This window comes from Bacillus sp. KNSH39 (genome assembly GCF_052656585.1).
In genome coordinates this window covers 2,451,249-2,474,719 of sequence record NZ_JBQXYO010000001.1, presented here as the reverse complement: position 1 = coordinate 2,474,719, position 23,471 = coordinate 2,451,249, and the positions used below count along the sequence as shown (strand labels likewise).

27 protein-coding genes, 1 pseudogene and 2 riboswitches are annotated in these 23,471 nt (G+C 34.9%); of the genes and pseudogenes, 17 read left to right on the top strand and 11 right to left on the bottom strand.

All coding sequences use genetic code 11. The annotated features are described in order from the left end of the window. Window positions 1-31: 31 nt before the first annotated feature. The 3 genes from ptsG (at window position 32) to ptsP (ending at window position 4,206) form a co-directional block, all read left to right on the top strand. Window positions 32-2,095: a PTS glucose transporter subunit IIABC gene (ptsG, locus tag ACUL40_RS12450; RefSeq protein WP_000473177.1), complete on the top strand. Its 2,064-nt coding sequence runs from the start codon at window positions 32-34 to the stop codon at window positions 2,093-2,095. Window positions 2,096-2,230: 135 nt separating this feature from the next. Further along, on the top strand, window positions 2,231-2,494 hold the full coding sequence (gene ptsH, locus ACUL40_RS12445) for a phosphocarrier protein HPr (protein WP_000411080.1): 264 nt from the start codon (window positions 2,231-2,233) through the stop codon (window positions 2,492-2,494). Then, the gene (ptsP, locus tag ACUL40_RS12440; RefSeq protein WP_000174207.1) at window positions 2,494-4,206 is read left to right on the top strand and encodes a phosphoenolpyruvate--protein phosphotransferase; all 1,713 of its coding nucleotides are present in this window, start codon (window positions 2,494-2,496) and stop codon (window positions 4,204-4,206) included. Before ptsH ends, ptsP begins: the two co-directional genes overlap by 1 nt. 97 nt (window positions 4,207-4,303) lie before the next feature. Here the strand turns inward: ptsP and ACUL40_RS12435 are convergent, their stop codons facing one another. From ACUL40_RS12435 to ACUL40_RS12425, 3 genes are all read right to left on the bottom strand, one after another. Beyond that, window positions 4,304-4,666: a DUF3915 domain-containing protein gene (locus ACUL40_RS12435; RefSeq protein ID WP_000468041.1), complete on the bottom strand. Its 363-nt coding sequence runs from the start codon at window positions 4,664-4,666 to the stop codon at window positions 4,304-4,306. Between the two features lie 196 nt (window positions 4,667-4,862). After that, window positions 4,863-5,081, bottom strand: a complete 219-nt coding sequence (locus ACUL40_RS12430; RefSeq protein ID WP_000100485.1) for a hypothetical protein — start codon at window positions 5,079-5,081, stop codon at window positions 4,863-4,865. Window positions 5,082-5,314: 233 nt separating this feature from the next. Next, window positions 5,315-5,932 carry a nitroreductase family protein gene (locus tag ACUL40_RS12425; protein ID WP_000180387.1) on the bottom strand — a complete coding sequence of 206 codons (618 nt, stop codon included), beginning with the start codon at window positions 5,930-5,932 and terminating at the stop codon, window positions 5,315-5,317. A gap of 327 nt (window positions 5,933-6,259) precedes the next feature. On the opposite strand from ACUL40_RS12425, the gene ACUL40_RS12420 reads away from it, so the two are divergent. From ACUL40_RS12420 to ACUL40_RS12405, 4 genes are all read left to right on the top strand, one after another. Next, entirely contained in the window at window positions 6,260-7,552 is a 1,293-nt protein-coding gene (locus ACUL40_RS12420) for a GGDEF domain-containing protein (RefSeq protein ID WP_001023185.1), read from the top strand. A 90-nt stretch (window positions 7,553-7,642) separates the two neighbouring features. Beyond that, window positions 7,643-8,779, top strand: coding sequence for a serine hydrolase (locus ACUL40_RS12415; RefSeq protein ID WP_000592910.1), 1,137 nt, complete (start codon window positions 7,643-7,645; stop codon window positions 8,777-8,779). Window positions 8,780-8,783: 4 nt separating this feature from the next. Continuing rightward, the gene (locus ACUL40_RS12410) at window positions 8,784-9,662 is read left to right on the top strand and encodes an NAD(P)-dependent oxidoreductase (RefSeq protein WP_000400431.1); all 879 of its coding nucleotides are present in this window, start codon (window positions 8,784-8,786) and stop codon (window positions 9,660-9,662) included. A gap of 5 nt (window positions 9,663-9,667) precedes the next feature. Continuing rightward, on the top strand, window positions 9,668-10,000 hold the full coding sequence (locus ACUL40_RS12405) for a DUF3909 family protein (RefSeq protein ID WP_000365619.1): 333 nt from the start codon (window positions 9,668-9,670) through the stop codon (window positions 9,998-10,000). A 51-nt stretch (window positions 10,001-10,051) separates the two neighbouring features. Here the strand turns inward: ACUL40_RS12405 and ACUL40_RS12400 are convergent, their stop codons facing one another. From ACUL40_RS12400 to ACUL40_RS12375, 6 genes are all read right to left on the bottom strand, one after another. Further along, window positions 10,052-10,327, bottom strand: a complete 276-nt coding sequence (locus ACUL40_RS12400) for a hypothetical protein (protein WP_000054659.1) — start codon at window positions 10,325-10,327, stop codon at window positions 10,052-10,054. A gap of 286 nt (window positions 10,328-10,613) precedes the next feature. Further along, entirely contained in the window at window positions 10,614-11,126 is a 513-nt protein-coding gene (locus ACUL40_RS12395; protein ID WP_000057314.1) for a 1,2-dihydroxy-3-keto-5-methylthiopentene dioxygenase, read from the bottom strand. Beyond that, the gene (locus ACUL40_RS12390) at window positions 11,104-11,742 is read right to left on the bottom strand and encodes a methylthioribulose 1-phosphate dehydratase (RefSeq protein ID WP_000811341.1); all 639 of its coding nucleotides are present in this window, start codon (window positions 11,740-11,742) and stop codon (window positions 11,104-11,106) included. Before ACUL40_RS12390 ends, ACUL40_RS12395 begins: the two co-directional genes overlap by 23 nt. After that, window positions 11,739-12,398: a 2-hydroxy-3-keto-5-methylthiopentenyl-1-phosphate phosphatase gene (locus tag ACUL40_RS12385; protein WP_000027461.1), complete on the bottom strand. Its 660-nt coding sequence runs from the start codon at window positions 12,396-12,398 to the stop codon at window positions 11,739-11,741. The genes ACUL40_RS12390 and ACUL40_RS12385 overlap by 4 nt, the downstream gene beginning before the upstream one ends. Then, window positions 12,395-13,639 (bottom strand): 2,3-diketo-5-methylthiopentyl-1-phosphate enolase, encoded by a 1,245-nt coding sequence (gene mtnW, locus ACUL40_RS12380; RefSeq protein WP_000014181.1) that lies wholly within the window; start codon window positions 13,637-13,639, stop codon window positions 12,395-12,397. The genes ACUL40_RS12385 and mtnW overlap by 4 nt, the downstream gene beginning before the upstream one ends. A 64-nt stretch (window positions 13,640-13,703) precedes the next feature. After that, window positions 13,704-13,809, bottom strand: a riboswitch (SAM riboswitch). Between the two features lie 64 nt (window positions 13,810-13,873). Beyond that, window positions 13,874-15,052 carry a pyridoxal phosphate-dependent aminotransferase gene (locus tag ACUL40_RS12375; protein WP_445422651.1) on the bottom strand — a complete coding sequence of 393 codons (1,179 nt, stop codon included), beginning with the start codon at window positions 15,050-15,052 and terminating at the stop codon, window positions 13,874-13,876. 14 nt (window positions 15,053-15,066) lie between these two features. On the opposite strand from ACUL40_RS12375, the gene ACUL40_RS12370 reads away from it, so the two are divergent. The 4 genes from ACUL40_RS12370 (at window position 15,067) to ACUL40_RS12355 (ending at window position 18,702) form a co-directional block, all read left to right on the top strand. Beyond that, the gene (locus tag ACUL40_RS12370) at window positions 15,067-15,930 is read left to right on the top strand and encodes a carbon-nitrogen family hydrolase (RefSeq protein ID WP_002204714.1); all 864 of its coding nucleotides are present in this window, start codon (window positions 15,067-15,069) and stop codon (window positions 15,928-15,930) included. 71 nt (window positions 15,931-16,001) lie between these two features. Further along, a riboswitch (SAM riboswitch) is annotated at window positions 16,002-16,143 on the top strand. Window positions 16,144-16,233: 90 nt separating this feature from the next. Continuing rightward, window positions 16,234-17,415 (top strand): S-methyl-5-thioribose kinase, encoded by a 1,182-nt coding sequence (gene mtnK, locus ACUL40_RS12365; protein ID WP_445422650.1) that lies wholly within the window; start codon window positions 16,234-16,236, stop codon window positions 17,413-17,415. Continuing rightward, on the top strand, window positions 17,412-18,473 hold the full coding sequence (mtnA, locus tag ACUL40_RS12360; RefSeq protein WP_000104604.1) for an S-methyl-5-thioribose-1-phosphate isomerase: 1,062 nt from the start codon (window positions 17,412-17,414) through the stop codon (window positions 18,471-18,473). Before mtnK ends, mtnA begins: the two co-directional genes overlap by 4 nt. A gap of 67 nt (window positions 18,474-18,540) precedes the next feature. Next, the gene (locus ACUL40_RS12355) at window positions 18,541-18,702 is read left to right on the top strand and encodes a YvrJ family protein (protein WP_000393335.1); all 162 of its coding nucleotides are present in this window, start codon (window positions 18,541-18,543) and stop codon (window positions 18,700-18,702) included. A 29-nt stretch (window positions 18,703-18,731) separates the two neighbouring features. On the opposite strand, the gene ACUL40_RS12350 is transcribed toward ACUL40_RS12355, so the two are convergent. Continuing rightward, on the bottom strand, window positions 18,732-19,508 hold the full coding sequence (locus tag ACUL40_RS12350) for a 3-hydroxybutyrate dehydrogenase (RefSeq protein ID WP_445422649.1): 777 nt from the start codon (window positions 19,506-19,508) through the stop codon (window positions 18,732-18,734). Between the two features lie 196 nt (window positions 19,509-19,704). Between ACUL40_RS12350 and ACUL40_RS12345 the strand changes: the two genes are divergently transcribed. The 4 genes and pseudogenes from ACUL40_RS12345 to ACUL40_RS12330 form a co-directional block, all read left to right on the top strand. Further along, window positions 19,705-20,037 (top strand): PadR family transcriptional regulator, encoded by a 333-nt coding sequence (locus ACUL40_RS12345; RefSeq protein ID WP_000107982.1) that lies wholly within the window; start codon window positions 19,705-19,707, stop codon window positions 20,035-20,037. Continuing rightward, complete coding sequence (locus ACUL40_RS12340) at window positions 20,037-20,804, top strand: DUF1129 domain-containing protein (protein ID WP_000952886.1); 768 nt, start codon at window positions 20,037-20,039, stop codon at window positions 20,802-20,804. The genes ACUL40_RS12345 and ACUL40_RS12340 overlap by 1 nt, the downstream gene beginning before the upstream one ends. 13 nt (window positions 20,805-20,817) lie before the next feature. Beyond that, window positions 20,818-21,579: a DUF1129 domain-containing protein gene (locus ACUL40_RS12335; protein ID WP_048655576.1), complete on the top strand. Its 762-nt coding sequence runs from the start codon at window positions 20,818-20,820 to the stop codon at window positions 21,577-21,579. Window positions 21,580-21,591: 12 nt separating this feature from the next. Beyond that, window positions 21,592-21,735: pseudogene (locus ACUL40_RS12330) on the top strand (DNA-binding protein); the annotation flags it as partial. A 15-nt stretch (window positions 21,736-21,750) separates the two neighbouring features. Here ACUL40_RS12330 and ACUL40_RS12325 read toward each other — a convergent pair. Further along, complete coding sequence (locus tag ACUL40_RS12325; RefSeq protein WP_000371608.1) at window positions 21,751-22,368, bottom strand: ImmA/IrrE family metallo-endopeptidase; 618 nt, start codon at window positions 22,366-22,368, stop codon at window positions 21,751-21,753. Between the two features lie 175 nt (window positions 22,369-22,543). Here ACUL40_RS12325 and ACUL40_RS12320 point away from each other — a divergent pair, with 175 nt between their 5' ends. Beyond that, window positions 22,544-22,837: a DUF3928 family protein gene (locus ACUL40_RS12320; protein WP_000288330.1), complete on the top strand. Its 294-nt coding sequence runs from the start codon at window positions 22,544-22,546 to the stop codon at window positions 22,835-22,837. A gap of 107 nt (window positions 22,838-22,944) precedes the next feature. Beyond that, the gene (locus tag ACUL40_RS12315) at window positions 22,945-23,394 is read left to right on the top strand and encodes an NUDIX hydrolase (protein ID WP_000540529.1); all 450 of its coding nucleotides are present in this window, start codon (window positions 22,945-22,947) and stop codon (window positions 23,392-23,394) included. Window positions 23,395-23,471 lie beyond the last annotated feature (77 nt).

Here is a 23,471-nt window from a genome sequence, read left to right as displayed (position 1 = left end):
TATCAATATAGATAAGAGAGGAAGGGTTTCCATGTTTAAGAAGATCTTTGGTGTTCTTCAAAAAGTCGGAAAAGCGTTAATGCTTCCAGTAGCGATTTTACCGGCGGCAGGTATTTTACTTGGATTTGGTAATGCATTTCAAAATCCACAGTTAACAAATGTTATTCCTGCTTTAAAAGCAGATTGGTTCGTAATGGTTGCAAAAATTATGGAACAATCTGGTGATATTATTTTCGCTAACCTTGCATTATTATTCGCAGTTGGGGTAGCAATTGGTTTAGCTGGTGGAGACGGAGTAGCTGGTTTAGCAGCATTCGTCGGCTACTTAATTATGAACAAAACGATGAGTGTGTTCTTAGAAGTAGATAAGCTAGTGAAAGTAACAAGTTCTGGAGCAGACCCAGTAAAAATTGGATTTGCAGATCCAGCGTATGCAAACGTATTAGGTATTCCAACGCTACAAACAGGGGTATTTGGTGGTATTATCGTCGGTATAGTAGCGGCATATTGCTATAATAAATACTTCAACATTGAATTACCATCATACTTAGGTTTCTTTGCAGGTAAGCGTTTCGTACCGATCGCAACTGCAACATTCTCTTTAATAGTAGGTATTATCATGTGCTTCGTTTGGCCATACATTCAAGGTGGCTTAAACACGTTCTCACATCAAATGATTGATGCAAATAGAACAATCGCAGCATTTATATTCGGTTTAATCGAACGTTCATTAATTCCATTTGGATTACATCACATTTTCTATTCACCGTTCTGGTTCGAATTCGGTCAGTATACAAATGCAGCTGGCGAATTAATCCGTGGTGACCAAAAAATCTTTATGGCACAGTTAAAAGACGGTGTAGAATTAACAGCAGGGACATTTACAACTGGTAAGTATCCGTTCATGATGTTCGGTCTTCCAGCAGCAGCTTTAGCAATGTACCATGAAGCACGTCCAGAAAATAAAAAATTAGCAGCAGGTATTTTAGGTTCTGCAGCATTAACATCTTTCTTAACAGGTATTACAGAGCCACTTGAATTTTCATTCTTATTCGTAGCGCCAGTATTATTCGGAATTCACGCTGTATTTGCTGGTCTATCATTTATGACAATGCAAATTTTAGGTGTTAAAATTGGTATGACATTCTCTGGTGGTTTAATTGACTTCCTATTATTCGGTGTACTACCAGGCCGTACAGCATGGTGGTGGGTAATTATTGTTGGTCTTGTACTAGCAGTTATTTACTACTTCGGATTCCGCTTTGCAATTCGTAAATGGAATCTAAAAACACCTGGTCGTGAAGTGGCAAATGCAAATGACGGCGCAGGAAAAGCAGAAGCAGGCGAACTCCCTCGTGAAGTATTAGTAGCACTTGGTGGTAAAGAAAACATTGCTTCTTTAGATGCTTGTATTACTCGTTTACGTGTTCAAGTTAACGAACAAAAGAATGTAAACAAAGACCGCTTAAAAGAACTTGGAGCAGCTGGTGTACTTGAAGTTGGAAATAACATTCAAGCTATTTTCGGACCGAAATCTGACACATTAAAATCACAAATTCATGATATTATGTCAGGTCGTACACCTCATGTTGAAAAAGAAGATCCTGTAAAAGTGGAAGAAACTCCTCAAAAAGTTGATGAAAATGAAACAATTGTATCACCAATCGAAGGAAAAATCTTACCAATTACAGAAGTACCTGACCAAGTATTCTCAGGAAAAATGATGGGAGACGGATTTGCAATTGAGCCAACTGAAGGAACAGTAGTTTCTCCAGTGAACGGTGAGATTGTCAATGTATTCCCTACAAAACATGCGATTGGTATTCAATCTGAAGGCGGAAAAGAAATTTTAATTCACTTCGGTATTGATACTGTAAAATTAAATGGTGAAGGTTTTGAAGCGCTTGTAGCACAAGGCGACAAGGTGAAACAAGGCCAACCATTATTAAAAGTAGATCTTGCATTTGTAAAAGAAAATGCACCATCTATCATTACACCAATTGTCTTTACAAACTTACAACAAGGGCAACAAGTCGAATTGAAAAAAGATGGAAATGTTAAGAAGGGCGAAACCGCTATTATTGACATTCAGTAGGAATTTGACGCAAAATGTTTATAATTATAATAGGCGATGTGGTTGACCGAACATCGCCTATTATATACAATAGATGATGTAGTACTCACGTCTATACAACTAAAAAATACTGTAATTTAAAGGAGATAAATTATCATGGAAAAAATCTTTAAAGTAACTAGCGACTCAGGAATTCATGCTCGTCCAGCAACTCTACTTGTAAACACTGCAAGCAAATTCGGTTCTGACATTAACTTAGAGTATAACGGAAAGAACGTTAACTTAAAATCAATCATGGGCGTTATGTCTTTAGGCATTCAACAAAACGCAGAAATTAAAATCACTGCAAATGGTGATGATGCAGCTCAAGCACTAGCAGCTATCGAAGAAACTATGAAAAACGAAGGATTAGGAGAATAATGACTCTTAACATTCAAGGGATCGCTGCATCAAGTGGGATTGCTATTGCAAAGGCTTTCAGACTTGAAAATCCTGAATTTAACATCGAAAAAAAATCAATTACAAACGAAGCTGCAGAAATTGCACGCTTAGACGCTGCGCTTGAGAAAGCAAAAACTGAATTAGAAGCTATTAAGGACCACGCATTTGCTGAGCTAGGTGCTGACAAAGCTGCGATCTTTGAAGCACATTTATTAGTGTTAAATGATCCAGAACTAGTAAACCCAGTAAAAGATAAAGTAAATAGCGAAAAAGTAAATGCTGAATTTGCAATGGATGAAGTTGCATCAATGTTTATTTCTATGTTTGAAAACATGGATAACGAATATATGAAAGAACGTGCTGCGGACATTCGTGACGTAACAAAACGCGTTCTTGCACATTTACTAGGAATTAACTTCTCAAATCCTGGTACAATTTCTGAAGAGGTAATCATCATTGCTGAAGATTTAACACCATCTGATACAGCTCAATTAAACCGTAAGTATGCAAAAGGTTTCACTACTGATATCGGTGGACGTACATCTCACTCTGCAATTATGGCTCGTTCTATGGAAATTCCAGCTGTCGTTGGTACGAAAGTTGTTATGGAGAAAATCCAAAACGGCGATATCGTTATCATTGACGGTTTAGATGGAGAAGTAATTGTAAACCCATCAGAAGAAACTCTTCGTTCGTTTGAAGAAAAGAAAGCGAAATTTGAAGAGCAAAAAGCTGAATGGGCTAAATTAAAAGACCAAGCTACTGTAACAAGTGACGGACATCACGTTGAGCTTGTTGCAAATATCGGAACACCAAATGATGTACAAGGTATTATCGATAATGGCGGAGAAGGCGTTGGTTTATACCGTACAGAATTCTTATACATGGGTCGTGACAATCTTCCAACAGAAGAAGAGCAGTTCGAAGCGTATAAAGCAGTTCTTGAAGGTGTAAAAGAAGGTCAACCAGTCGTTGTTCGTACACTTGACATCGGTGGAGATAAAGAGCTTCCATACTTACATTTACCAAAAGAAATGAACCCATTCTTAGGATACCGTGCAATTCGCTTATGTCTTGATGAGCAAGATGTGTTCCGTACACAACTTCGTGCATTACTTCGTGCTAGCGTATACGGTAACTTAAAAATTATGTTCCCAATGATTGCAACTCTTGATGAGTTCCGTCAAGCGAAAGCAATTTTATTAGAAGAGAAAGCGAAACTTGTAGAAGCGGGTACAACTGTTTCTGATTCTATTGAAGTTGGTATGATGGTTGAAATCCCAGCTTCAGCAGTATTAGCAGATCAATTCGCGAAAGAAGTTGACTTCTTCTCTATCGGAACAAATGATTTAATCCAATACACAATGGCTGCAGACCGTATGAACGAACAAGTATCATACTTATACCAACCATATAACCCATCTATTTTACGTCTTGTAAAAATGGTTATCGATGCTGCTCATAAAGAAGGAAAATGGGCTGGTATGTGTGGTGAGATGGCGGGCGATTCACTTGCTATCCCATTACTATTAGGATTAGGTTTAGATGAGTTCAGTATGAGTGCAACATCTATTCTTCCTGCAAGAACACAGCTAAGCAAGTTGTCAAAAGCAGAAATGGAAACATTAGCAGAAAAAGCATTAATGATGTCAACTGCTGAAGAAGTTGTTGAACTAGTTAAAAGCATATAATTAATAAAAAAACCTGAGTCGATTTGAAATCGGTCTCAGGTTTTTTCTATGAGAAAAGTAAATCTTATTTGCTTACTATCGAGGATAAGAGACAGAATTAGATAGCGATTGCAACGATATCAGTTGGGCATACACGTAAAATACCAGTAAAAGTATTTCGATTTTGATTGTTCTTATCGTCTTTATTGTTATCTTTGTTGTCTTTGTCATTACGAGCTAAAGCAGAGAAAAGAGCAACACCGTTAGCGAAACCTTCAAAAATTACATTGTTGAAAGTACCATTACCTCTAATGCTTAAAAGAGAAAGTTCTGTTCCAACTGAAATGCTAGCAAGTACGTTACATACAGCTGGTTGTTGTGGTCTAACCTCTCTCTCTCTCTCTTTCTCGCGATGGTCGCGCTCTCTTTCATGATGATGACATTCTCTAAAGTTATCACAGCATCCAAATGATCCAAACATAATCCTCATCACCCCCTTCACACTTATAATCTATGTAAGTTCGGTAGTTAGTGACTGGACAGAGAGTGGAATTTTTTCTAGGGGATTTTCTCATTTTAAATGACTAGCTGGGTGTTTAGTATGGAATGATGTTTAAAATAGGTGGAATATAACAAAAAAATGTAAAAACCACCGAAATAAATGAAATGGGTAGCCTTTACACTTTTTTACTTTTATATAAAACGATGATATATACAGGAAGAGCTAGGAGTAGTGGTACAATGGATCGTGCAGTATGTTTTTCTGATTCTAATTGGAATGCTTCTTCTTTTGGAAATTGTAAAATGGAGATGTTTGCGGCATCACCAATAAAATATAGAAGCAGTACAGTTACTATGTAACATAAAAGTGCGATAAAGCTTCCGTATGAACTCAATGAAAATCCCTCTCTTGTTATCTATTTGTTATCATTGTATCACAATTGTAACAAAAATACACGGGTATATTTCAACAGCTTAACAAAATTCGACACGAAACGTCACGTTTATTTATGAGAAGGGAATAGAATATACTTTTCCATAAGTATAAATGTCGAATGATTTGTAGTAATATTACAAAATTATGACAGGGAATAAAAAACGAAGGCAATGTAGTTGCCTTCGTTTTTTATTATTTTGCCCACTCGCTTACTTGCTCTACGCTCATGCGAGGTGCAGGGTGGCCTTTTAAAGTTGATTCCCCAATTGTAATAAGCATAATTGGAACGTAACGAGATGAAACGTTAAATTCGTCTGTCAGTGCTTGTGGATTGAAGCCACCAATAGCACAAGTATCCCAACCAGTTGCTTTAGCTGCAAGCATAAGTTGCATTGCTGCTAAAGATGCATTTGAAAAGGCAGCATCTCTTGGGAATTGTTCACGAGCATATGCAGATTCAATATTTTTAGCTAAGCGTTCTTTTGCTTCTTCTTTCATAAATCCTTGTTCTACAATTGGACCATATACTGGCTCAACATTTTTATAAGCTTCTAAATCACCTAAAATAGCGACTACTGCAGAAGCATCAAGAATTTGTTGTTGGTTATAAGCTATTGGGTGTAATCGTTTTTGTACATCTTCACCTTGAAAAACAAGGAATTTCCAGTGTTGTAAGTTCCAAGCGGAAGGTGCTTGTGCTGCTGCTTTTAAAATCTCATGTAATTCTGTAGATGAGATTTCTTTATTTGGGTTGAATGCACGTGTAGATGTGCGTTCATATAGAACGTTAAAAAAGTTGTCGTTTGTCATAATATATCCTCCAAATTGTATATAAAATTATCGGGAAAACGCAATGTATATTACTTACATTTTGTAAGTTATCGAATTTAAGAATATAATATCTTTATTTTAATTGTCAAGTTTTAAGAAATAAGCTAGGGCATTCATACAAACGATATAATTCCTATAATCATACACTAAAAAAGGAATTTATAGAGTGAAAAGGGAAGATAACATTCTCAATTAGCTTGTTAATATGTATTTCTCACAAATTAAAGTTTATTGGAGAACAGTCTTTTAGAAATGTTTGTGAGGAATTCAGTAGAACAAGATATATGAAGTGAGTGAAGACTAGTGATGAACATACTACATTTTTTATTAGAGAATACGGTTTTCCAAAATGTGTTACAAGATCTGCAGTTAAATGTCCTTTATATAGAAAATGGATGTAAACATCAACAAACGATAGAAAATATCCATCCAAAATGTATGTTTATAGCAAATAGTTTTGAAGAGGGCGAACTATTATTTCAAAGAACGAAACCGCACATTATAATTATGTATGTAACAGATTATTCTCAAATAAAATATATAAAGAATATGTATACCTCGCAAAGTACATTCATTGTCATTTGGGATCAACAAATAACAAAGGAATTTACAGATGTACTTGCATTAGGAATACGTAATATTGTAATAGCCCCTGTAACTCCGCAAGCAGTGTTAGAAGAAGTGAATAAGAGTTTGTATCAACTTTCTTTAGTAAGGCAAGTTAGTTTACAACAGGAACTGCTTCAAACGATGTTTGATTTTCAAAATGATTTATTATTTATAGTAGAAGATGATGAAATTGTTGATTGTAATACAAATTTTTTAACGTTTTTCGGATATGAAAATTTGTTTGCCTATCGCGAGCAACATTTAGTATTTGCTGAACATTTTATTAGAGAAAATGGATACTACTCGACGACGCATGATATAACATGGCTAGACGATACTTTATCAAGCGGTAGAAGAATTAAGATGTCAAATTATGAAGGGGCAGTATCTACTTTTCTATTACGTGCGACACCATTGCCAGAAGATTTATCAAGATTTATTGTAAAGTGCACGGAAATTACAGAATTAGATGAAATCTATCAAGAACAAGAAAGACTTGCTATGATAGATTCATTGACAGAGATTTATAATCGTTTAAAGTTTCAACAAATACTAGAGGTAGAATGGGAAAAGGTAATACGTAATGATGAGAAAATAGCAATTATTTTATTTGATATAGATAATTTTAAAACAGTTAATGACACATATGGTCATGATTTTGGCGATTTGGCATTAATACAACTTGCAGAGCTTATGAAATCTAAAGTGGAGCAGCAACATGTATTTGCAAGATGGGGAGGGGAAGAATTCATTATATTAGTGACAAATACAGTAGAAAAGGAAGCATTTCAAGTTGCGGAATCATTACGATTCTTCATTGAAACAAAGCAATTCACTGGAATTTCGAAGTTAACAGCTAGCTTTGGGGTTGCGTTATATGAACAAGGAACTACAAGAGAAGAATTAATGCAACGAGCGGATATTGCATTATATGAAGCGAAAAAAAATGGAAAGAATCAAGTATGTGTGTATAGAAAAGAAAAAATGTGATTTTTCGCAACAAATTGTTGCGATTTTTTTTTATTGTTTGATAATAGAATAGGGGGACAATTTTTAGCGAAGGAATTATGGAGGATCAATATGATAAAAAAAGTAATGGTGGTGGCTTCACTGTCTGCTATAGTTGGCGGCGGAGTATACTATTTTCTTGTTAGCCCCAATATAAAGGAAAACACTGTATTAACAACTAAAGTGAATCCTACTATTGAATCGGAAGTACAAGGGAATATAGAAGAAAAAGAAGAGCAACAAATTGATTATGCTAGCATATCTCAAAAATTAGATCAATATTTAGTCGGAAAGCAATTCAATGGAACAGTTTTGGTAACAGATAAAGAGCATGTTATATTGAATAAAGGATATGGGTATGCTGATGTTCAAAATAAAATAGAAAATACGCCTCAAACAAAATATCGTATCGGTTCTATTACGAAAACAGTCGTTGCCACATCTATTTTACAGCTGCAAGAACAAGGGAAATTGAATATTCAAGATAATGTAAATAAATATATTCCTTCATTTCCGGAGAATAAAAATATTACGCTATATCATTTATTAACGCATACCTCTGGTTTACCTGAACACGCAAAAGGCAATATTAATGCGGCTTCCCGCTTACAATTAATTAATTGGATTGGACGTCAAAATTTAGAATTTCCTGCAGGAACAGGTTGGAGATATACAGATTATAATTATATGGTGCTTGCTTATATAATAGAACATATATCGAAAAAACCTTTAGGAGATTACATAAAAGAAAACATATTTGTAAAAGCAGATATGCATGAATCCGGTATGGGAAATATGGTACCTGGAGATAAAAATTTTACAAAGGGTTATGTGAAAAAAGATCAAGAGCTTGTACCAGCGCAGAAGTTAGGCATGGATTGGCTATATGGTTGTGGTGAGATGTATACGACAGTTGGAGATATGAAGAAATTAGACGAAGCAATTATAAATGGAAAACTTCTTTCTGAACAAAGTATACAAGCAATGTTTTCACCTTCAGCAGAACGGAAATATGCATTTAGTTTTTATATATATCCAGATTATTTTCATAATCATGGTGTATTATCTGGTTGGAACACTTTCAATAATTTTAATAAAGAAAAAGGAACTTTTGTTATTTTATTTTCAAATGTGAAAAATAGTATGGATGATGACTTTAATAAAGAGTTCCGAAAGATGGTAAATGATTTATTAGAACAAAGGGGATGAGAAAATGGAACATAAAACTTTATCAATAGGTTTCATTGGTATTGGCGTAATGGGAAAAAGTATGGTTTATCACTTAATGCAAGATGGTCATAAAGTATATGTATATAATAGAACGAAAGCAAAAACAGATTCTTTAGTGCAAGATGGTGCAAATTGGTGTAATACGCCAAAAGAGTTAGTGAAGCAAGTTGATATTGTAATGACAATGGTTGGATATCCACATGATGTAGAAGAAGTGTATTTTGGTATAGAAGGAATTATAGAACATGCAAAAGAAGGTACGATAGCAATTGACTTTACGACATCTACACCTACTTTAGCAAAACGGATTAATGAAGTTGCAAAAAGCAAAAATATATATACGTTAGATGCACCTGTCTCAGGAGGAGATGTTGGTGCGAAAGAAGCAAAACTCGCAATTATGGTAGGTGGGGAGAAAGAAATATATGATAGATGCTTACCTTTACTTGAAAAGTTAGGAACAAACATTCAATTACAAGGACCAGCTGGGAGTGGACAACATACAAAAATGTGCAATCAAATTGCGATTGCTTCCAATATGATTGGAGTATGTGAGGCTGTCGCTTACGCGAAGAAGGCTGGACTGAATCCAGATAAAGTGTTAGAGAGTATTTCAACAGGGGCAGCAGGTAGCTGGTCATTAAGTAATTTAGCTCCTCGAATGTTAAAAGGAGACTTTGAGCCAGGATTTTATGTAAAGCATTTTATGAAAGATATGAAAATTGCTTTAGAGGAAGCAGAAAAATTACAATTACCAGTCCCAGGCTTAAGTTTGGCGAAAGAATTGTATGAAGAGTTAATTAAGGATGGCGAAGAAAATAGTGGAACACAAGTACTATATAAAAAATATATAAGGGGGTAAACGAGGTGGACCTTCAAAAGTTTGATGAGATGATTGATACTGTACAGCGAGCTACTTGTATGCAAATTAATGAAAAACAAAAAGAAGCTTTTAAACAAAAATATGATTTTGAACCAGAATTTGAATATGGAAGAGATGAGAAGGGACATTATGTAATTCGAACCTCAAAAAAGATGTTAGAAGAAATGGAGTTTTATTTGGCATTGAAATATGATCGTGATGGAGTGGATCTTTATATGCAAGCTGAGATTGATGGTATATTTCATGTATCTGTTAGCTATGGTGAAGATGCCCTACATCTACAAGAATTGTTTCAATTTCTAGAAGAAAATAAATAAAAGTCCTCATTTGAGGACTTTTATTTATTTAGTCATGTTTAATTTTTATAATTATAAGTTAGAAGCGCGGCGGCATCGTTCAACCGGGAACGGGATAATTTGTGCGATGTGGTTAGGACCAAATTGTTTTGTACGAGCATGGCGTATTATATAAAAAGCACACAGAATTGAAACAGGAATAGCGCCGAATAAACCAAATAATAAAGCGCTTACACAAGATGCGACAAATCCTAAAACACCAATTTCTAACTCTTCCATAATAGCTCCTAAAATAACAGGAAATGCTCCACATGTAACTCCAAGTATAAGTGCGATAAGTAAGCTCATGATTATCCCCCTCTGTTTGCGATATTATTTTCCTTCTAAGTTAATTGTAGTATATCACATATAAAACAGAATTTTCAGAAAAAATTCAATAAATGTTCAAAAAATGTTCGAAAAATGCACTTGAAAAATTAAGGTGTAAATTTGTGATGAAATGGTACTTTCAAGTAAATAAAAAATCAGACTTATTTCAAAATGAAATAAGCCTGTTCCATAGGAGGATGTATATATGTAGAGTGAATAAAAGTTTGGAAAAGGGGGTCCAAGTCCTTTTATTCAACTAACTACCTTAATAGATTGGAACCCAGCCTTCAGTTGTCACAAAAATACGAATAGCTACAACTTGGCGATCATCTTGCAAGGTAAAATAATGTCTTGCATTTTCAGGAACAGATATTAAATCGCCTGGCTCAAGTTCAACATCAAAGAATTTCCCATCTTTACCTTCAATAGCGAAAATGCCGTGACCACTGACGATAAAGCGAACTTCGTCATCTGTATGATGGTGTTCCTTTTGGAAATTAATTAATAATTCGTCAAGGTTAGGTGTGCTACTTGAAAGTGAGATTACATCATGTGCTTTATAACCTCGACGTGCTGAAACATCAGCGATTTCTTTTGAAAAAATAGCTAATATTTCAGCTTTGTTTTCATCTGTTAACGAATAATTTTCATTTAAATGAGTAGGAAGTTTAGAAATATTCCATTTCTCATATAAAACGCCTTCCTCTTGTAGAAATTTAGATACTTCCACTTCATTTTCAATACGAGTATTTACTTCATGAATACGAATTTGCGCCATTAGAAACGCCTCCTTGAATTGATAATAGTTTTATATGAAATTGGAATAAAAACTCATAAGCTTCTAATCTCTTCTTTGCATCAAAGCTATCTCGGCCCCATACGGTAATACCGTGGTTACGGATTAATACTGCACCCGAATCTCCTTGTATATGCTTTCGGAAGTTTTCTCCAAGTGTTGGGATATGGGCATGGTTTTCGATAATAGGAATGTGAATGGTTGCACCTTCTTCCCAAATATCGAGAGCTTTAATAATTTCTTGATTTTGAAGGGTGACTGCATCACTATATAAATTTGTGATGACATTATTATCGGTTGTATGAACATGAAGTACGCAACCGGCATTCGTATTGTTATAAATGTGTGTATGCAATATTGTTTCTGCTGAAGGGCGTAATTCAGTCTCTAAAACGGGAACTCCTACATGATCTACTAATAGAAAATCATCTGGAGTGGTTTTTGTTTTATCTTTACCGCTTGCCGTAATAAGAAAAGTAAGTGGTTCATGACTAACCTTTATAGAAATATTACCACTTGTTGCTGGGAACCAATTTCGTGTTGTTAACTCTTTTTTTATCTCGCTTAAGTCATACCATTGACGAAAAAGTTGTTTCATGCCTTCACCTCCAACAAAAGTTTTAATTCAGCTTGCACATCTTGAAATGTTTCAAACGGTGTATAAGCAATATGATTTTCTTCACACTTTGTAATAAGAAAATCGCGAGCGAATACTTTATCAGCTTGTTTCGCGGCTTGTAAATCAGTAATAGAATCTCCAATTACAATATGAAAGTCATCTGTATCACTTAATTTACGGATTAATGATGATTTACATAATCCGCAATGATTTTGACAATGATCATCACAAGAATGAGGCCATTTAACTGTAATAAACTCTGCTGAAAAGTCTGTTTCATTACAATAAATTTGCTCTTTTGGAATGATTCCTTGTAAGAGTGGATAGACGAAGAAATCCATTCCACCTGATATCACGTAAAAAGAAATGTTATTTTCCTTTACGAATTGTATAAACTCATGAAAACCACTACGGATTTCAGCAGTTTCTATTAAAAATTGAATAATATCATCGTGCAGATTAGTAGGTATTAATTGAAATAATTGAGAAACACCTTCTTGAATGGATAGTTCTTGTGATAAAATTTTATTCTTTACTTCTTCGGCTTCTGGTGGTGCGAATTTTTCCATAATGGACATAATGTTATCATTATTTGTAATCGTGCCATCGAAATCACAAAATACTTGAATACTCATAATTTCACCTCATAAGAGGGATTTCCCCATATTTGTAGTGCACTATGCAAATTTATGTCGTCTACTTCATGGAGTGGTTTATTTTGCAAAGTAGCATCAATTGCAGTACGGAAAGCTTTACCGCCGCCTTGCGCTCCATTTGGATGTCCGTGTATCCCGCCGCCAGCATTAATAACAACATCTTTACCGAAATCTCGTACAATAAAGGGAACGAAACCAGGATGAATACCAGCAGACGGAACAGAAAAGCTCTTCTTGAAAGATGCATCGTCTTCAGTTAAATATTTTGAGATAGCAAGAGCCTCCTCTTTTTCTAGCGCAACACTTCCGTATGGAGATGGGAATAATGAAAAGTCAGCCCCAGCATAACGTAGTAGCTTTCCAAGTAATAATGGAGATGAAACTCCATATAACTTGGATGCTGAATAAGCACCACTTACAGCAGGATGTGCCATAATAGGAACTGGGATTTCATCATCTTCTGCAAGTGATTGTAGTACATCTAGTCCGTAAGCAAATACGTTAAATAATAGAATATCAGCTCCAGCTTGCACTGCACGTTTAGCATTTTCTTTTAAATCAAAAGTTCGTCCTGTTAAATTTACGGCATATAACGTTTTATGTCCGTATGTTTCATATACGGATTGTAAAACTTCTTTTCCAGATACAATGCGTTTCGTAAGTGGTGTTAATGCATTTTCAAATAATATTTCATCATCTTTTACTATATCTACACCACCAATTGCTTGATCGCGTAATTGCGTTTTTAAATACCCAATGTTTCGTCCAATCATTCCTTTAAAAATACTCATTAAAAGGGGACGATCATGCACTTGTAAAAGATTTCGAATACCATCTATCCCGAATTTTGGACCAGGAAAATGTTTTTTTAACTCGTCTGAAAAAGTTAAGTCAATTAATTTTACTTCGCCATCAAGTGATAGCTTTCCAAATGTAGTCGTTAAAATCGCTGGTAAATCTGGACTGAAGTTTAATAGCGGATATTCGATTTTAATAATTCCGCGTTTTACTTTTTTACGTAAATACGAATTGGTATGTTCATGTTCAGCTAATTCCTCAACATGAATGACGTTGCCTTTATGCTGCTTTAATTGTTCTTGCAATAAGTGTGGTAAATGAGTCCAAGAGCCAATTGTTAAACCGAGTGCAATTTGCTCAGCTTTTTTTTCTAAGTTATGTGAATCATCATGGATTAAATACGTCGCTATAATTCCGCTCATTGTTATAACCTCCTAGTTAAATAAAAAAACCTCTCAGCTAAGGAGAGGTTTTTTTACAACCAGCTCCTTATCTGTCAGCGTAATGCTGCGAGAATTAGCACCGTGTCTACAATTGTAGATCGGTTGCCGGGTTTCGTCGGGCTCGTCCCTCCACCTGCTCTTGATAAGAAGTATTTAGAAATGTTTAAATTTTTTAGATAACTGAATTTTGTCAGATATTTTTCGTGTTGTCAATTACTTTTTGAAAAAATTTAATTTATCAATTCGATTAATGGCTTCTCGTAATCTATCTTCTGTATGTAAGAGACCAACACGGACATACCCTTCGCCATGCTCACCAAATCCAACACCAGGAGCAACTGCGACATGTGCTTTTTCTAGTAAAATATCAGAAAATTGCTCAGAGGTATATCCTTTTGGAACGGGAAGCCATGCAAAGAATGATCCTGTTGGAATGTCTACATTCCAACCAATTGAGTGACAGGCTGAAATAAGAGCGTTTCTTCGAGATTCGTAACTATTTACAAGGTCTATTACACAAGACTGTGAACTTAATAGCGCTTCTCGAGCAGCATCTTGAACTGCACCGAATATACTAACATACATATGATCTTGTAATAGGTTAATTGTTTCAATCACACTTTCATTCCCTACAGCAAAAGCGATGCGCCAGCCAGCCATATTGAAAGTTTTTGATAATGTGTAAATTTCAATTCCTATATTTTTCGCACCATCTGCTTGCAAGAAACTAACAGGTTTTTGACCATCAAATCCGATAGCGCCATAAGCAAAATCGTGAACAACTAATATATTATGTTTATTAGCAAAGTGAATGGTTGCATCAAAAAAATCTTTTGATGCAGTAGCACCGGTAGGATTATTTGGATAGTTTAAAAACATTAATTTTGCACGCTCTGCAATAGAGTCATCAATGTTCGCATAATCTGGTAAAAAGTTATTTTCTGCAATAAGTGGCATTCTTTCAAATTGTGCTTTTGCTAAAGCAACCCCGGATAAATAATCTGGATAACCTGGATCCGGAACGAGAATCGTATCACCAGGATTTGTAAAACAAATCGGTAATTCTACTAGTCCAGCCTTCCCACCAAACAAAATAGCAACTTCAGTTTTTGGGTTTAATTCGACGCCATATTCACGTTTATAGAATGTAGCCACGGCTTCCTTTAAGCTTTCATGTCCGCGAAATGGCGGATATTTATGATGAATGGTCTTTTCGGCAGCATCTTGTAAAGCTTTTACGATATGCTGCGGTGTTGGTTGATCTGGATTACCTTGACCTAGATTAATAACATCGTGACCAGCTGCAACGACTTTGTTAACTTTTGCAACAAGTGAAGCGAAAAATTGTGTTGGCAATGATGTTACTATCTCAGAAGGTTGAAATAATTTCATACTTTCCACCTCTTTTGAAAGTTGTTACAATTCTAGTGACAAATGATATAATCTTTCCAGTATTTTGTAAAGAGAAAAATAAGAATGGGGCTGAAAAAATGAAAGTCGCATGTATTCAAATGGATATTGTTTTTGGAGATGTAGAAAAAAATATTGAGAATGCTAAAAATAAAATAAGTGAAGCTATGAAGGAAAGGCCAGATGTTATCGTCTTACCAGAACTATGGACAACAGGATATGATTTAACGAGACTTTCTGAAATTGCAGATAGGGATGGAGTGGAAACGAAAGAAAAGTTAATAGAATGGGCGAAGCGATATGATGTACATATTGTTGGTGGGTCCATAGCAAAGCAAACAGAGCAAGGCGTTACAAATACGATGTATGTTGTAAATAATGAAGGACAGTTAGTCAACGAATATAGTAAAGTACATTTATTTCAGCTTATGGATGAACATAAATATTTAATAGCTGGTAATGGTACGGGCGAATTTAAGCTAGATGATGTTGAATGCGCTGGAACAATTTGTTATGATATTCGTTTTCCAGAGTGGATGCGTGTTCATACTGCTAAAGGGGCAAAAGTATTATTTGTTGTAGCTGAATGGCCATTAGTTCGTTTAGCACATTGGCGTTTGCTATTGCAAGCAAGAGCAGTTGAAAATCAGTGTTATGTTGTTGCGTGTAATAGAGCAGGGAAGGATCCGAATAATGTGTTTGCAGGTCATTCTTTAATTGTGGATCCTTGGGGTGAAGTTGTAGTAGAGGCGAATGAAGAGGAATCAATTTTATTTGGAGAGCTTGAATTCGAGAAAATTAAAGAAGTACGTAAAGGAATTCCAGTTTTTGCGGATCGCCGTCCAGAATTATACAAATAAAATGTTGACAAGTGATTTTTATTCTTGGTATAGTCTTCAACATAAAGTTAAAAATTCAAAAAATTATACAACTCTTATCAAGAGCAGGTGGAGGGATTTGGCCCGATGAAGCCCAGCAACCGACCGTAATACCATTGTGAAATGGGGCGTTTATTACGCCAAAAGGCACGGTGCTAATTCCAGCAGAAAGTAAAACTTTCTGGCAGATAAGAGGGGAGAAGATAAACTTCAAACCTCTTTCTTAGTGGAAAGAGGTTTTTCTATGTTAGAAAAACCTCTGAATTTAAAAAGGGGGAGAAGAAGATGGGATATTATTCATTAACAGAAATAACAGCTGTACAATATGCGAAAGATCATGGCTATTTTGAAGAGAAGGCAAATGTCATTTGTCATGAAATTGGAGATGGAAACTTAAATTACGTGTTCAAATTAGATGATGGAGAGAAATCCATTATAATAAAACAAGCACTGCCTTATGCGAAAGTAGTTGGTGAAAGCTGGCCATTGTCTATAAAAAGAGCAACGATTGAAAGCAAGGCATTACAAATTTTTGCGCAGTATGTACCGGATTATGTTCCAGTAGTGTACAGTCATGACGAAGAGTTAGCGATAACGGTAATAGAAGACTTATCAAGACTAACAATTACAAGAAAAGGATTAATAGACGGAGAAGAATATCCGCTTTTATCCCAGCATATTGGTCGTTTTCTAGCACATGTTTTATTTTACACTTCAGATTTTGGTTTACAGTCAAAAGAGAAAAGGGTACTAGAAGGTACCTTTGTAAATCCGGACCTTTGTAAAATTACAGAGGATTTAGTGTTTACAGATCCGTTTGGGCATTATGATACAAATGATTATGAGCCAGATTTACAGCTCGTGGTTGATGAACTTTGGAGTGATAAAACTTTAAAACTAAAAGTAGCACAATATAAATATAAGTTCTTAACAAGAAAAGAAACTCTTATTCATGGTGATTTACATACTGGTAGTATTTTTTCGTCACCTTCTGAAACGAAAGTGATTGATCCAGAATTTGCGACATATGGCCCATTTGGGTTTGACATAGGTCAATTTATTGCAAATCTATTATTAAATGCGTTATCTAGAGAAGAAGAAAAGAGAAGTGTACTATTTTTCCATATAGAAAAGACGTGGAGTTATTTTGTAGAGACTTTTACAAAGTTATGGATTGGAGAAGGTGTAGAAGCATATACGAAAGAAAAACAATGGTTACCAATTATTTTGCAAAATATCTTTACTGATGCTGTTGGATTTGCCGGATGTGAACTAATTCGTAGAACAATTGGTTTAGCTCATGTAGCAGATTTAGATGAAATAGAAAATAAAGAAACAAGAATTCAAGCTAAGAAACAAGCGCTATCCTTAGGAAAAGAACTAATAAAATATGAATCTAAAAGTGCTGATATTCAACTGTTTCGAACATTATTTCAACAGACAGTTTCAAGGGGTGTAAAAGCATGAGTACAATCGTTACGGTTCCGAGATCTGTAAGTTGGAAAGGGGATGCAATTGCGGTATTAAATCAAACGAAATTGCCACATAGCACAGAATACAAAACATTAACGACTATTGAAGAGGTTTGGAAAAGTATCATAATGTTAGAAGTACGCGGAGCGCCTGCAATTGGAATTGTAGCTGCATTTGGCTTGGCGCTTGCAGCGAAAAAATATAATACTTTACATATCGAAGAATTTCAAAAGAAGTTTAATAGAGACTGTAACTATTTAGGGACATCACGCCCAACGGCAGTAAATTTATTTTGGGCAATTGATCGTATGAGAGAATCTATTCGAGAGATTACTACAATAAAAGAAGCGCAAAAAATATTAGAAGAAGAAGCGCTTCGCATTCAACAGGAAGATGAAGAGGTGTGTCGAAATATTGGGGAATATGCGTTAACATGTTTTAAAGATGGCGATAATATTTTAACAATCTGTAACGCTGGAAGTATCGCAACTGCCAGATATGGAACTGCATTAGCTCCCTTTTATATTGGAAAAGAGAAAGGTGTGCGTTTACATGCATATGCGTGTGAAACGAGACCAGTTTTACAAGGTGGTCGCTTAACGACGTGGGAATTGAAGCAAGCAAATATTGATGTGACCCTTATAACAGATAATACTGCAGCTCATGCTATTCAAACGAAAGAAATAAACGCAATTATTGTGGGGGCGGATCGAATTGTCGCAAATGGAGATACAGCCAATAAAATAGGGACAATGAATTTAGCTATTTTAGCAAAGTACTTTAATATCCCATTTTACGTTGCTGCGCCACTGTCAACATTTGATGTTACGAAAGAAACTGGAGCCGAAATTATTATTGAAGAAAGAGATGAAACAGAAGTTACGAAAATCTTTGGAAAACAAGTAGCACCAATTGGAACGGATGTTTATAATCCAGCATTTGACATAACGCCGAATGAATTAATTACAGGAATTATTACTGAGAAAGGTATTATACGCGGGGACTATAAACGAGAAATTGCATCATTATTTGAAAAACAAGCTAATACATAATAGCTTGTTTTTTTATGCCTAAATGCAGTGTTTTCTCTTACTTATATAATGAAAGGAGGGGAAGAGGGTGGAAGAGTGGATCAAGATGATAGGTAATGTAGGGTTTCCGATTGTTGTAACATTATATTTACTCCACCGTATTGAAAGTAAATTAGAGGGGGTAATTGTTGCAATTGAGAAGCTCCCGCGGCAATTAATAAAGTACGAAGATCCTCGGGATAAAAAATAAAGTTTGCTCTTCTAGAGCAAACTTTATTTTTATTGAGCGGTATAACCACCATCGATAACGACAGCTTGACCAGTTATACCTTTAGCTTTTTCACTCGCTAAAAACATCGCATAATCTGCAATTTCTTGTACTTGTAATAAGCGCTTTTGTGGAACGAGTGGATAAATAACATCTTCTAAAACATTTTCAAGTGGTACATTTCGTGTAGTAGCTAAGTCTTGTAGTTGATTACGTACAAGGGGGGTATCAACATAACCAGGGCAAAGGGCATTAACAGTAATACCATGCGTAGCACCTTCTAAAGCGGCAACTTTTGTTAATCCAATTACGCCATGTTTTGCACTATTGTAGGCAGCTTTTCCAGCAAACCCGACAAGGCCGTTAATAGAAGCGACATTAATAATACGACCATATTTTTGTTGTTTCATAATCGGAAAGGCATGCTTAATTGCAATAAACGGAGCAATTTGCATAATTTGAATTAGTAGCTCGAACTTTTCAGTTGGAAAGTCTTCAATGGTTGAAACGTGTTGCATTCCTGCGTTGTTAATTAATATATGTAATGAACCGAAATGATCAACTGTTTGAGAAATTGCTGCTGTAATTTCCTCTTCAGATGTAACGTCACATTTTAAACCGATAGCTTGAAAACCTTCATTTTGTAATTGTTCAGCAGCTTCTTTTGCACGTTCTTCAAGCCGATCGGTAATCACAACTTTTGCACCTTCTTTTGCAAAAGCCTTTCCCATTTCATAACCAATGCCACTTGCAGCACCTGTTAAAAAGACAACTCGATTTGTAACCATGATGAAAAACATCCCTTCATAATAAAGTTTTCATAGTGCTCTATTTAGAGAAGCTATAATGAAATTCCTGCAAACATTTGGAAAAAATATCGTTAGCTATCTTGTTTTGCAAAATAGTCTTTGCTATACTATTTTGTAAAGCAAGATACTTACGCTTATCTATCTTGTAAAGCAAGATAGTAGGAGGATTTGAATTATGTCGACAAGTCAAATGCTGAAAGGGATTTTAGAAGGATGCTTACTTGCTATTATTTCTGAAGGCGAAATATACGGTTATGAAATGAGTGAAAAGCTAGCGAAGTATGGTTTTACAATGGCGAGTGAGGGAAGTATTTATCCGTTATTAATACGAATGCAAAAAGAAGGACTAATAACAAGCGTAATGAAGGAATCTCCATCTGGTCCAAAGAGAAAATATTATACATTAACAGAAAAAGGCGAGGAAGCACTTGATGAATTTATGGATCGCTGGGAAACGATGCAAAGTAGTGTAGAACGTCTACTTGAAGGGAAGGGAAGGAGAAAATAATGCTATCAAGTGAAGCGCGAAAGTTTTTGTTAGATATGAGATTATTTTTGACGGCAAAGAGTGTGAAAGAAAGCGATATTGAAAATTTTATAGAAGATGCGGAACTCCATTTAATTGAGGGTGAGAGTGATGGGAAAAGCGTAGAAGATATTTTCGGAAGCTCACCGAAAGAATATGCAAATGAACTTGTCAAAGTAATGGAAAGAGATAGACAGGAAACGTGGAAGCAAATTGGTTTTACAGTAATGAATATCGTATCGTTTTGGATTATTGCTTCTATCTTAATAGTAAATCATGGAATGTTACAGATTTCACTTATTCAGTGTATCGGTTATAGTTTTTCATTGATTTTAGTTGTTATAGGTCCTAATTTTCTACTTCGCAAAATGGCCTTCGTAACAAGTTTTACAAAAACATGGTTTTCTATGTGGTCTTTAGTTATGATCGCTCCAATGTTTTTATTAGGAGCTGTTACGATATTAGACGTGATATATCCGACAAAAATGCTCACATTCACTGAAGTGCAAAGTTATATAGTGGCTGGTGGGATTTTTATCATCACAGTAGCTATAAATATATATTTTGAAGGATGGTTTAAAAACTTATATTTAATCATTCCACTTTCAATTATGTTAGTGTTTAAAACATTTACAACGGAAGACCTTGTTCCAATGTTATTTCAAATTATATGTTTATACGGAAGTTTATTTATTTTAATTTTTGTTGAAATTATGATGAAGGCGAATAGAAGAGAAATGGTTAAATAAGGGAGGGGCTATAATGCAGATTTCTAAAGAAGGAGAAAAGTTCTTAATCGATACGAAAGTATATTTAATAACAAAAGGAATTAAAGAGGAAGATGTTGACGCTTTTTTAGAAGATGCAGAACTTCATTTAATTGAAGGTGAGAAAGAAGGAAAAACGGTAAGTAATATATTTGGTGATTCGCCAAAAGAGTATGCGGAAGAATTAGCGAAAGAGATGGAGAAGGATAAAGGCGGAAGTATAAAGAGTGTTTTAGGAATGATTATTGGGATAGGTGGGTATTGGTTACTAACCAATATTTTATTTGGAAATCCGAATCAACAATTTACGTTAACAAATGTACAGGTAATTGGTTATCCTATCGTTTTAATTATTACAATTATTGGAACGGTTTTTGCGTTTAGAATGTCTTCTTTTAAAAGTAAATTAGTAGAGTTTGGAATTATTTATGTAATAGTAATGATACCTATTTTATTATTAGTGTTATTAATGTTTATGAATAAATGGTATGGGACGCCAATTTTACAATTGTCGACAATGCAGACATATATATTAGCAGTAAGTATATTTTTATTACTTCTTATTGGTGAAGTATATGTTCTTGGTTGGATGGGTGTTTTGGTACTAATTGTTCCTCTTGCGATTATGTTCTTATTTAAAGACTTAGAAGAAAGAAATGTATTTTGGGGAATTGCAAAGATATTACTTATGTATGGAAGTATATATGGATTAATGAGATGGTCTTTAAAAATTGAAGAAAGAAAAAGTGTGAACTAGAAATTCAATAAAAAGCGGCTGCTCTGGATATACCAAAAATTATTTCCAAAGAAATATTATATAGGGATTTTTAGAGGGATTACATTTACCTTTAGTTGTCTATTTTTATTTCTAGCAGCCGGGATTTGTTTTGTTGATTGGAATAAGTTGTTTTAAACAGTAACATGAGGGTTACTGTTTTTTTCTTTGCAATAAAGAGCTTTGTAAAGAGAGTGTTTTTTGTTCGTTCGTCAATAGAGACTGAATAGGAACATTTTCAGGGCGCGGGACTATCGGATACATAAGATTGGTTGGAGAAGGATGGTGCTCCGAGCCAGTTGGGGAATGAGGATCTGCGTGAGTAAGTTTTCCGTGAACACGTCTTGTAAATAAAATATGACCGATTTCGTGAGCGAGCGTATATATATTTTTCATAGGAGCAGCCGAGTTTGTTAAAACGATATATCCGGTAAGTTGTTGCTGTTTTGCTAAAGAGTAAGCGCAGGCAATTACTGCTGTTTCTTTGAAATAATCACTGCCAATATAACAAATATAAAGGTCGCATTCAGGAGCTTCATTTACACATGTTTGGAAAAAGGATGCCAGCTTTTCTTGACTTTGAATGGAATTTTTATAACTGATTTCACGGTCAAAAAAACGGAAAAGTTCATTTAATACAATTACTTCTTGAATTTGAAATGTAATGGGGTGCCAAATTGATTCTGCAACAGCTAAATCTTTTGCGATTCGGTCATCAGAAATATCGGCGCCGGGAGTAATACAAATACATATATTGACGTATGGATCCATAAGGAACACCTCAACTGAAAAAAAGTTCTTCCTATAATATATGTGGGGAAAAGATGTCATGTATGGATAAACGCCTTCTTTATTGAATATATAGATGACAAGTCGAAAAAATTTCATAGTTCTATAACGTAGTGTGATCATCTTTTTGATATAGTAAAGAAAAGGGGGAGAATATATGTATACATTAAAAATCGTTTCAGACAGAGAAGCTCTTTATCAATTTGCAAGTTATGTAAGAGTTGTACAAGGGGTGGAAGATGTATATGTAGAGGTGGGAGAACCTTTATATGAACATCCGTTAATGAAGTTTTATGTACATATTAAGCTGAAAGAAACATATGAGCAGCATAAAGCGTTACAGGAAATAGCAAGATTAGTAGAATTGGGGCGTTTTACATATGTCCATTATCGTAATGATGAAATTGAGGAAGCTTTTGAAGCTGTAAAATATGAAAGTTTTAAGAAATAAAGGTGAAAAAAAGGAGGCGAAAGCTTCTTTTTTTCTTTAAAATTACATGAACAAAAAGAGCAAAATTTTGTTATGATAAGGGAGGTTAGGGAAAGGGGAATTTACATATGGGGTATATTGAAGAGTTACGAAAAGTCGTTGGTACAAGGCCGCTTATTCTCGTAGGATCAGCAATTATTATATTAAACGATAATCAAGAAGTATTGCTTCAATATCGTTCAGATACATATGATTGGGGTGTACCTGGTGGGGCGATGGAACTGGGCGAAACGACAGAAGAAACTGCACGTAGAGAGTTATTTGAGGAAACGGGGTTAACTGCAAAAATAATGCAATTTCTTGGTGTTCTATCAGGAAAAGAAGTATATTTCCGTTATCCGAATGGCGATGAAATTTTCAATGTTATTCATCTGTATCAGGCACATCATGTGAGCGGGGAATTAAAGCTCGATCATGAAGGGTTAAAACTTCAATATTTTCCAGTAGATAAGTTGCCAAAATTGAATGAAACGACAGAGAAAATTTTACAAAAGTTTTTATATGCGCTGACAGAATAGAAGGTTAATTCCTTCTATTTTTATTATATTAAATATTTTGATTTTTTAGTATGTTTATAGTATGATAGTTATAGATA

Excerpts from the sequence above, each read along its gene's own strand:
- ptsG (WP_000473177.1), top strand. The coding sequence starts at position 32 with ATGTTTAAGAAGATCTTTGGTGTTCTTCAAAAAGTCGGAAAAGCGTTA.
- ptsH (WP_000411080.1), top strand. The coding sequence starts at position 2,231 with ATGGAAAAAATCTTTAAAGTAACTAGCGACTCAGGAATTCATGCTCGT.
- ptsP (WP_000174207.1), top strand. The coding sequence starts at position 2,494 with ATGACTCTTAACATTCAAGGGATCGCTGCATCAAGTGGGATTGCTATT.
- ACUL40_RS12435 (WP_000468041.1), bottom strand. The coding sequence starts at position 4,666 with ATGTTTGGATCATTTGGATGCTGTGATAACTTTAGAGAATGTCATCAT.
- ACUL40_RS12425 (WP_000180387.1), bottom strand. The coding sequence starts at position 5,932 with ATGACAAACGACAACTTTTTTAACGTTCTATATGAACGCACATCTACA.
- ACUL40_RS12420 (WP_001023185.1), top strand. The coding sequence starts at position 6,260 with ATGAACATACTACATTTTTTATTAGAGAATACGGTTTTCCAAAATGTG.
- ACUL40_RS12415 (WP_000592910.1), top strand. The coding sequence starts at position 7,643 with ATGATAAAAAAAGTAATGGTGGTGGCTTCACTGTCTGCTATAGTTGGC.
- ACUL40_RS12410 (WP_000400431.1), top strand. The coding sequence starts at position 8,784 with ATGGAACATAAAACTTTATCAATAGGTTTCATTGGTATTGGCGTAATG.
- ACUL40_RS12400 (WP_000054659.1), bottom strand. The coding sequence starts at position 10,327 with ATGAGCTTACTTATCGCACTTATACTTGGAGTTACATGTGGAGCATTT.
- ACUL40_RS12395 (WP_000057314.1), bottom strand. The coding sequence starts at position 11,126 with ATGGCGCAAATTCGTATTCATGAAGTAAATACTCGTATTGAAAATGAA.
- ACUL40_RS12390 (WP_000811341.1), bottom strand. The coding sequence starts at position 11,742 with ATGAAACAACTTTTTCGTCAATGGTATGACTTAAGCGAGATAAAAAAA.
- ACUL40_RS12385 (WP_000027461.1), bottom strand. The coding sequence starts at position 12,398 with ATGAGTATTCAAGTATTTTGTGATTTCGATGGCACGATTACAAATAAT.
- mtnW (WP_000014181.1), bottom strand. The coding sequence starts at position 13,639 with ATGAGCGGAATTATAGCGACGTATTTAATCCATGATGATTCACATAAC.
- ACUL40_RS12375 (WP_445422651.1), bottom strand. The coding sequence starts at position 15,052 with ATGAAATTATTTCAACCTTCTGAGATAGTAACATCATTGCCAACACAA.
- mtnK (WP_445422650.1), top strand. The coding sequence starts at position 16,234 with ATGGGATATTATTCATTAACAGAAATAACAGCTGTACAATATGCGAAA.
- mtnA (WP_000104604.1), top strand. The coding sequence starts at position 17,412 with ATGAGTACAATCGTTACGGTTCCGAGATCTGTAAGTTGGAAAGGGGAT.
- ACUL40_RS12350 (WP_445422649.1), bottom strand. The coding sequence starts at position 19,508 with ATGGTTACAAATCGAGTTGTCTTTTTAACAGGTGCTGCAAGTGGCATT.
- ACUL40_RS12345 (WP_000107982.1), top strand. The coding sequence starts at position 19,705 with ATGTCGACAAGTCAAATGCTGAAAGGGATTTTAGAAGGATGCTTACTT.
- ACUL40_RS12340 (WP_000952886.1), top strand. The coding sequence starts at position 20,037 with ATGCTATCAAGTGAAGCGCGAAAGTTTTTGTTAGATATGAGATTATTT.
- ACUL40_RS12335 (WP_048655576.1), top strand. The coding sequence starts at position 20,818 with ATGCAGATTTCTAAAGAAGGAGAAAAGTTCTTAATCGATACGAAAGTA.
- ACUL40_RS12325 (WP_000371608.1), bottom strand. The coding sequence starts at position 22,368 with ATGGATCCATACGTCAATATATGTATTTGTATTACTCCCGGCGCCGAT.
- ACUL40_RS12320 (WP_000288330.1), top strand. The coding sequence starts at position 22,544 with ATGTATACATTAAAAATCGTTTCAGACAGAGAAGCTCTTTATCAATTT.
- ACUL40_RS12315 (WP_000540529.1), top strand. The coding sequence starts at position 22,945 with ATGGGGTATATTGAAGAGTTACGAAAAGTCGTTGGTACAAGGCCGCTT.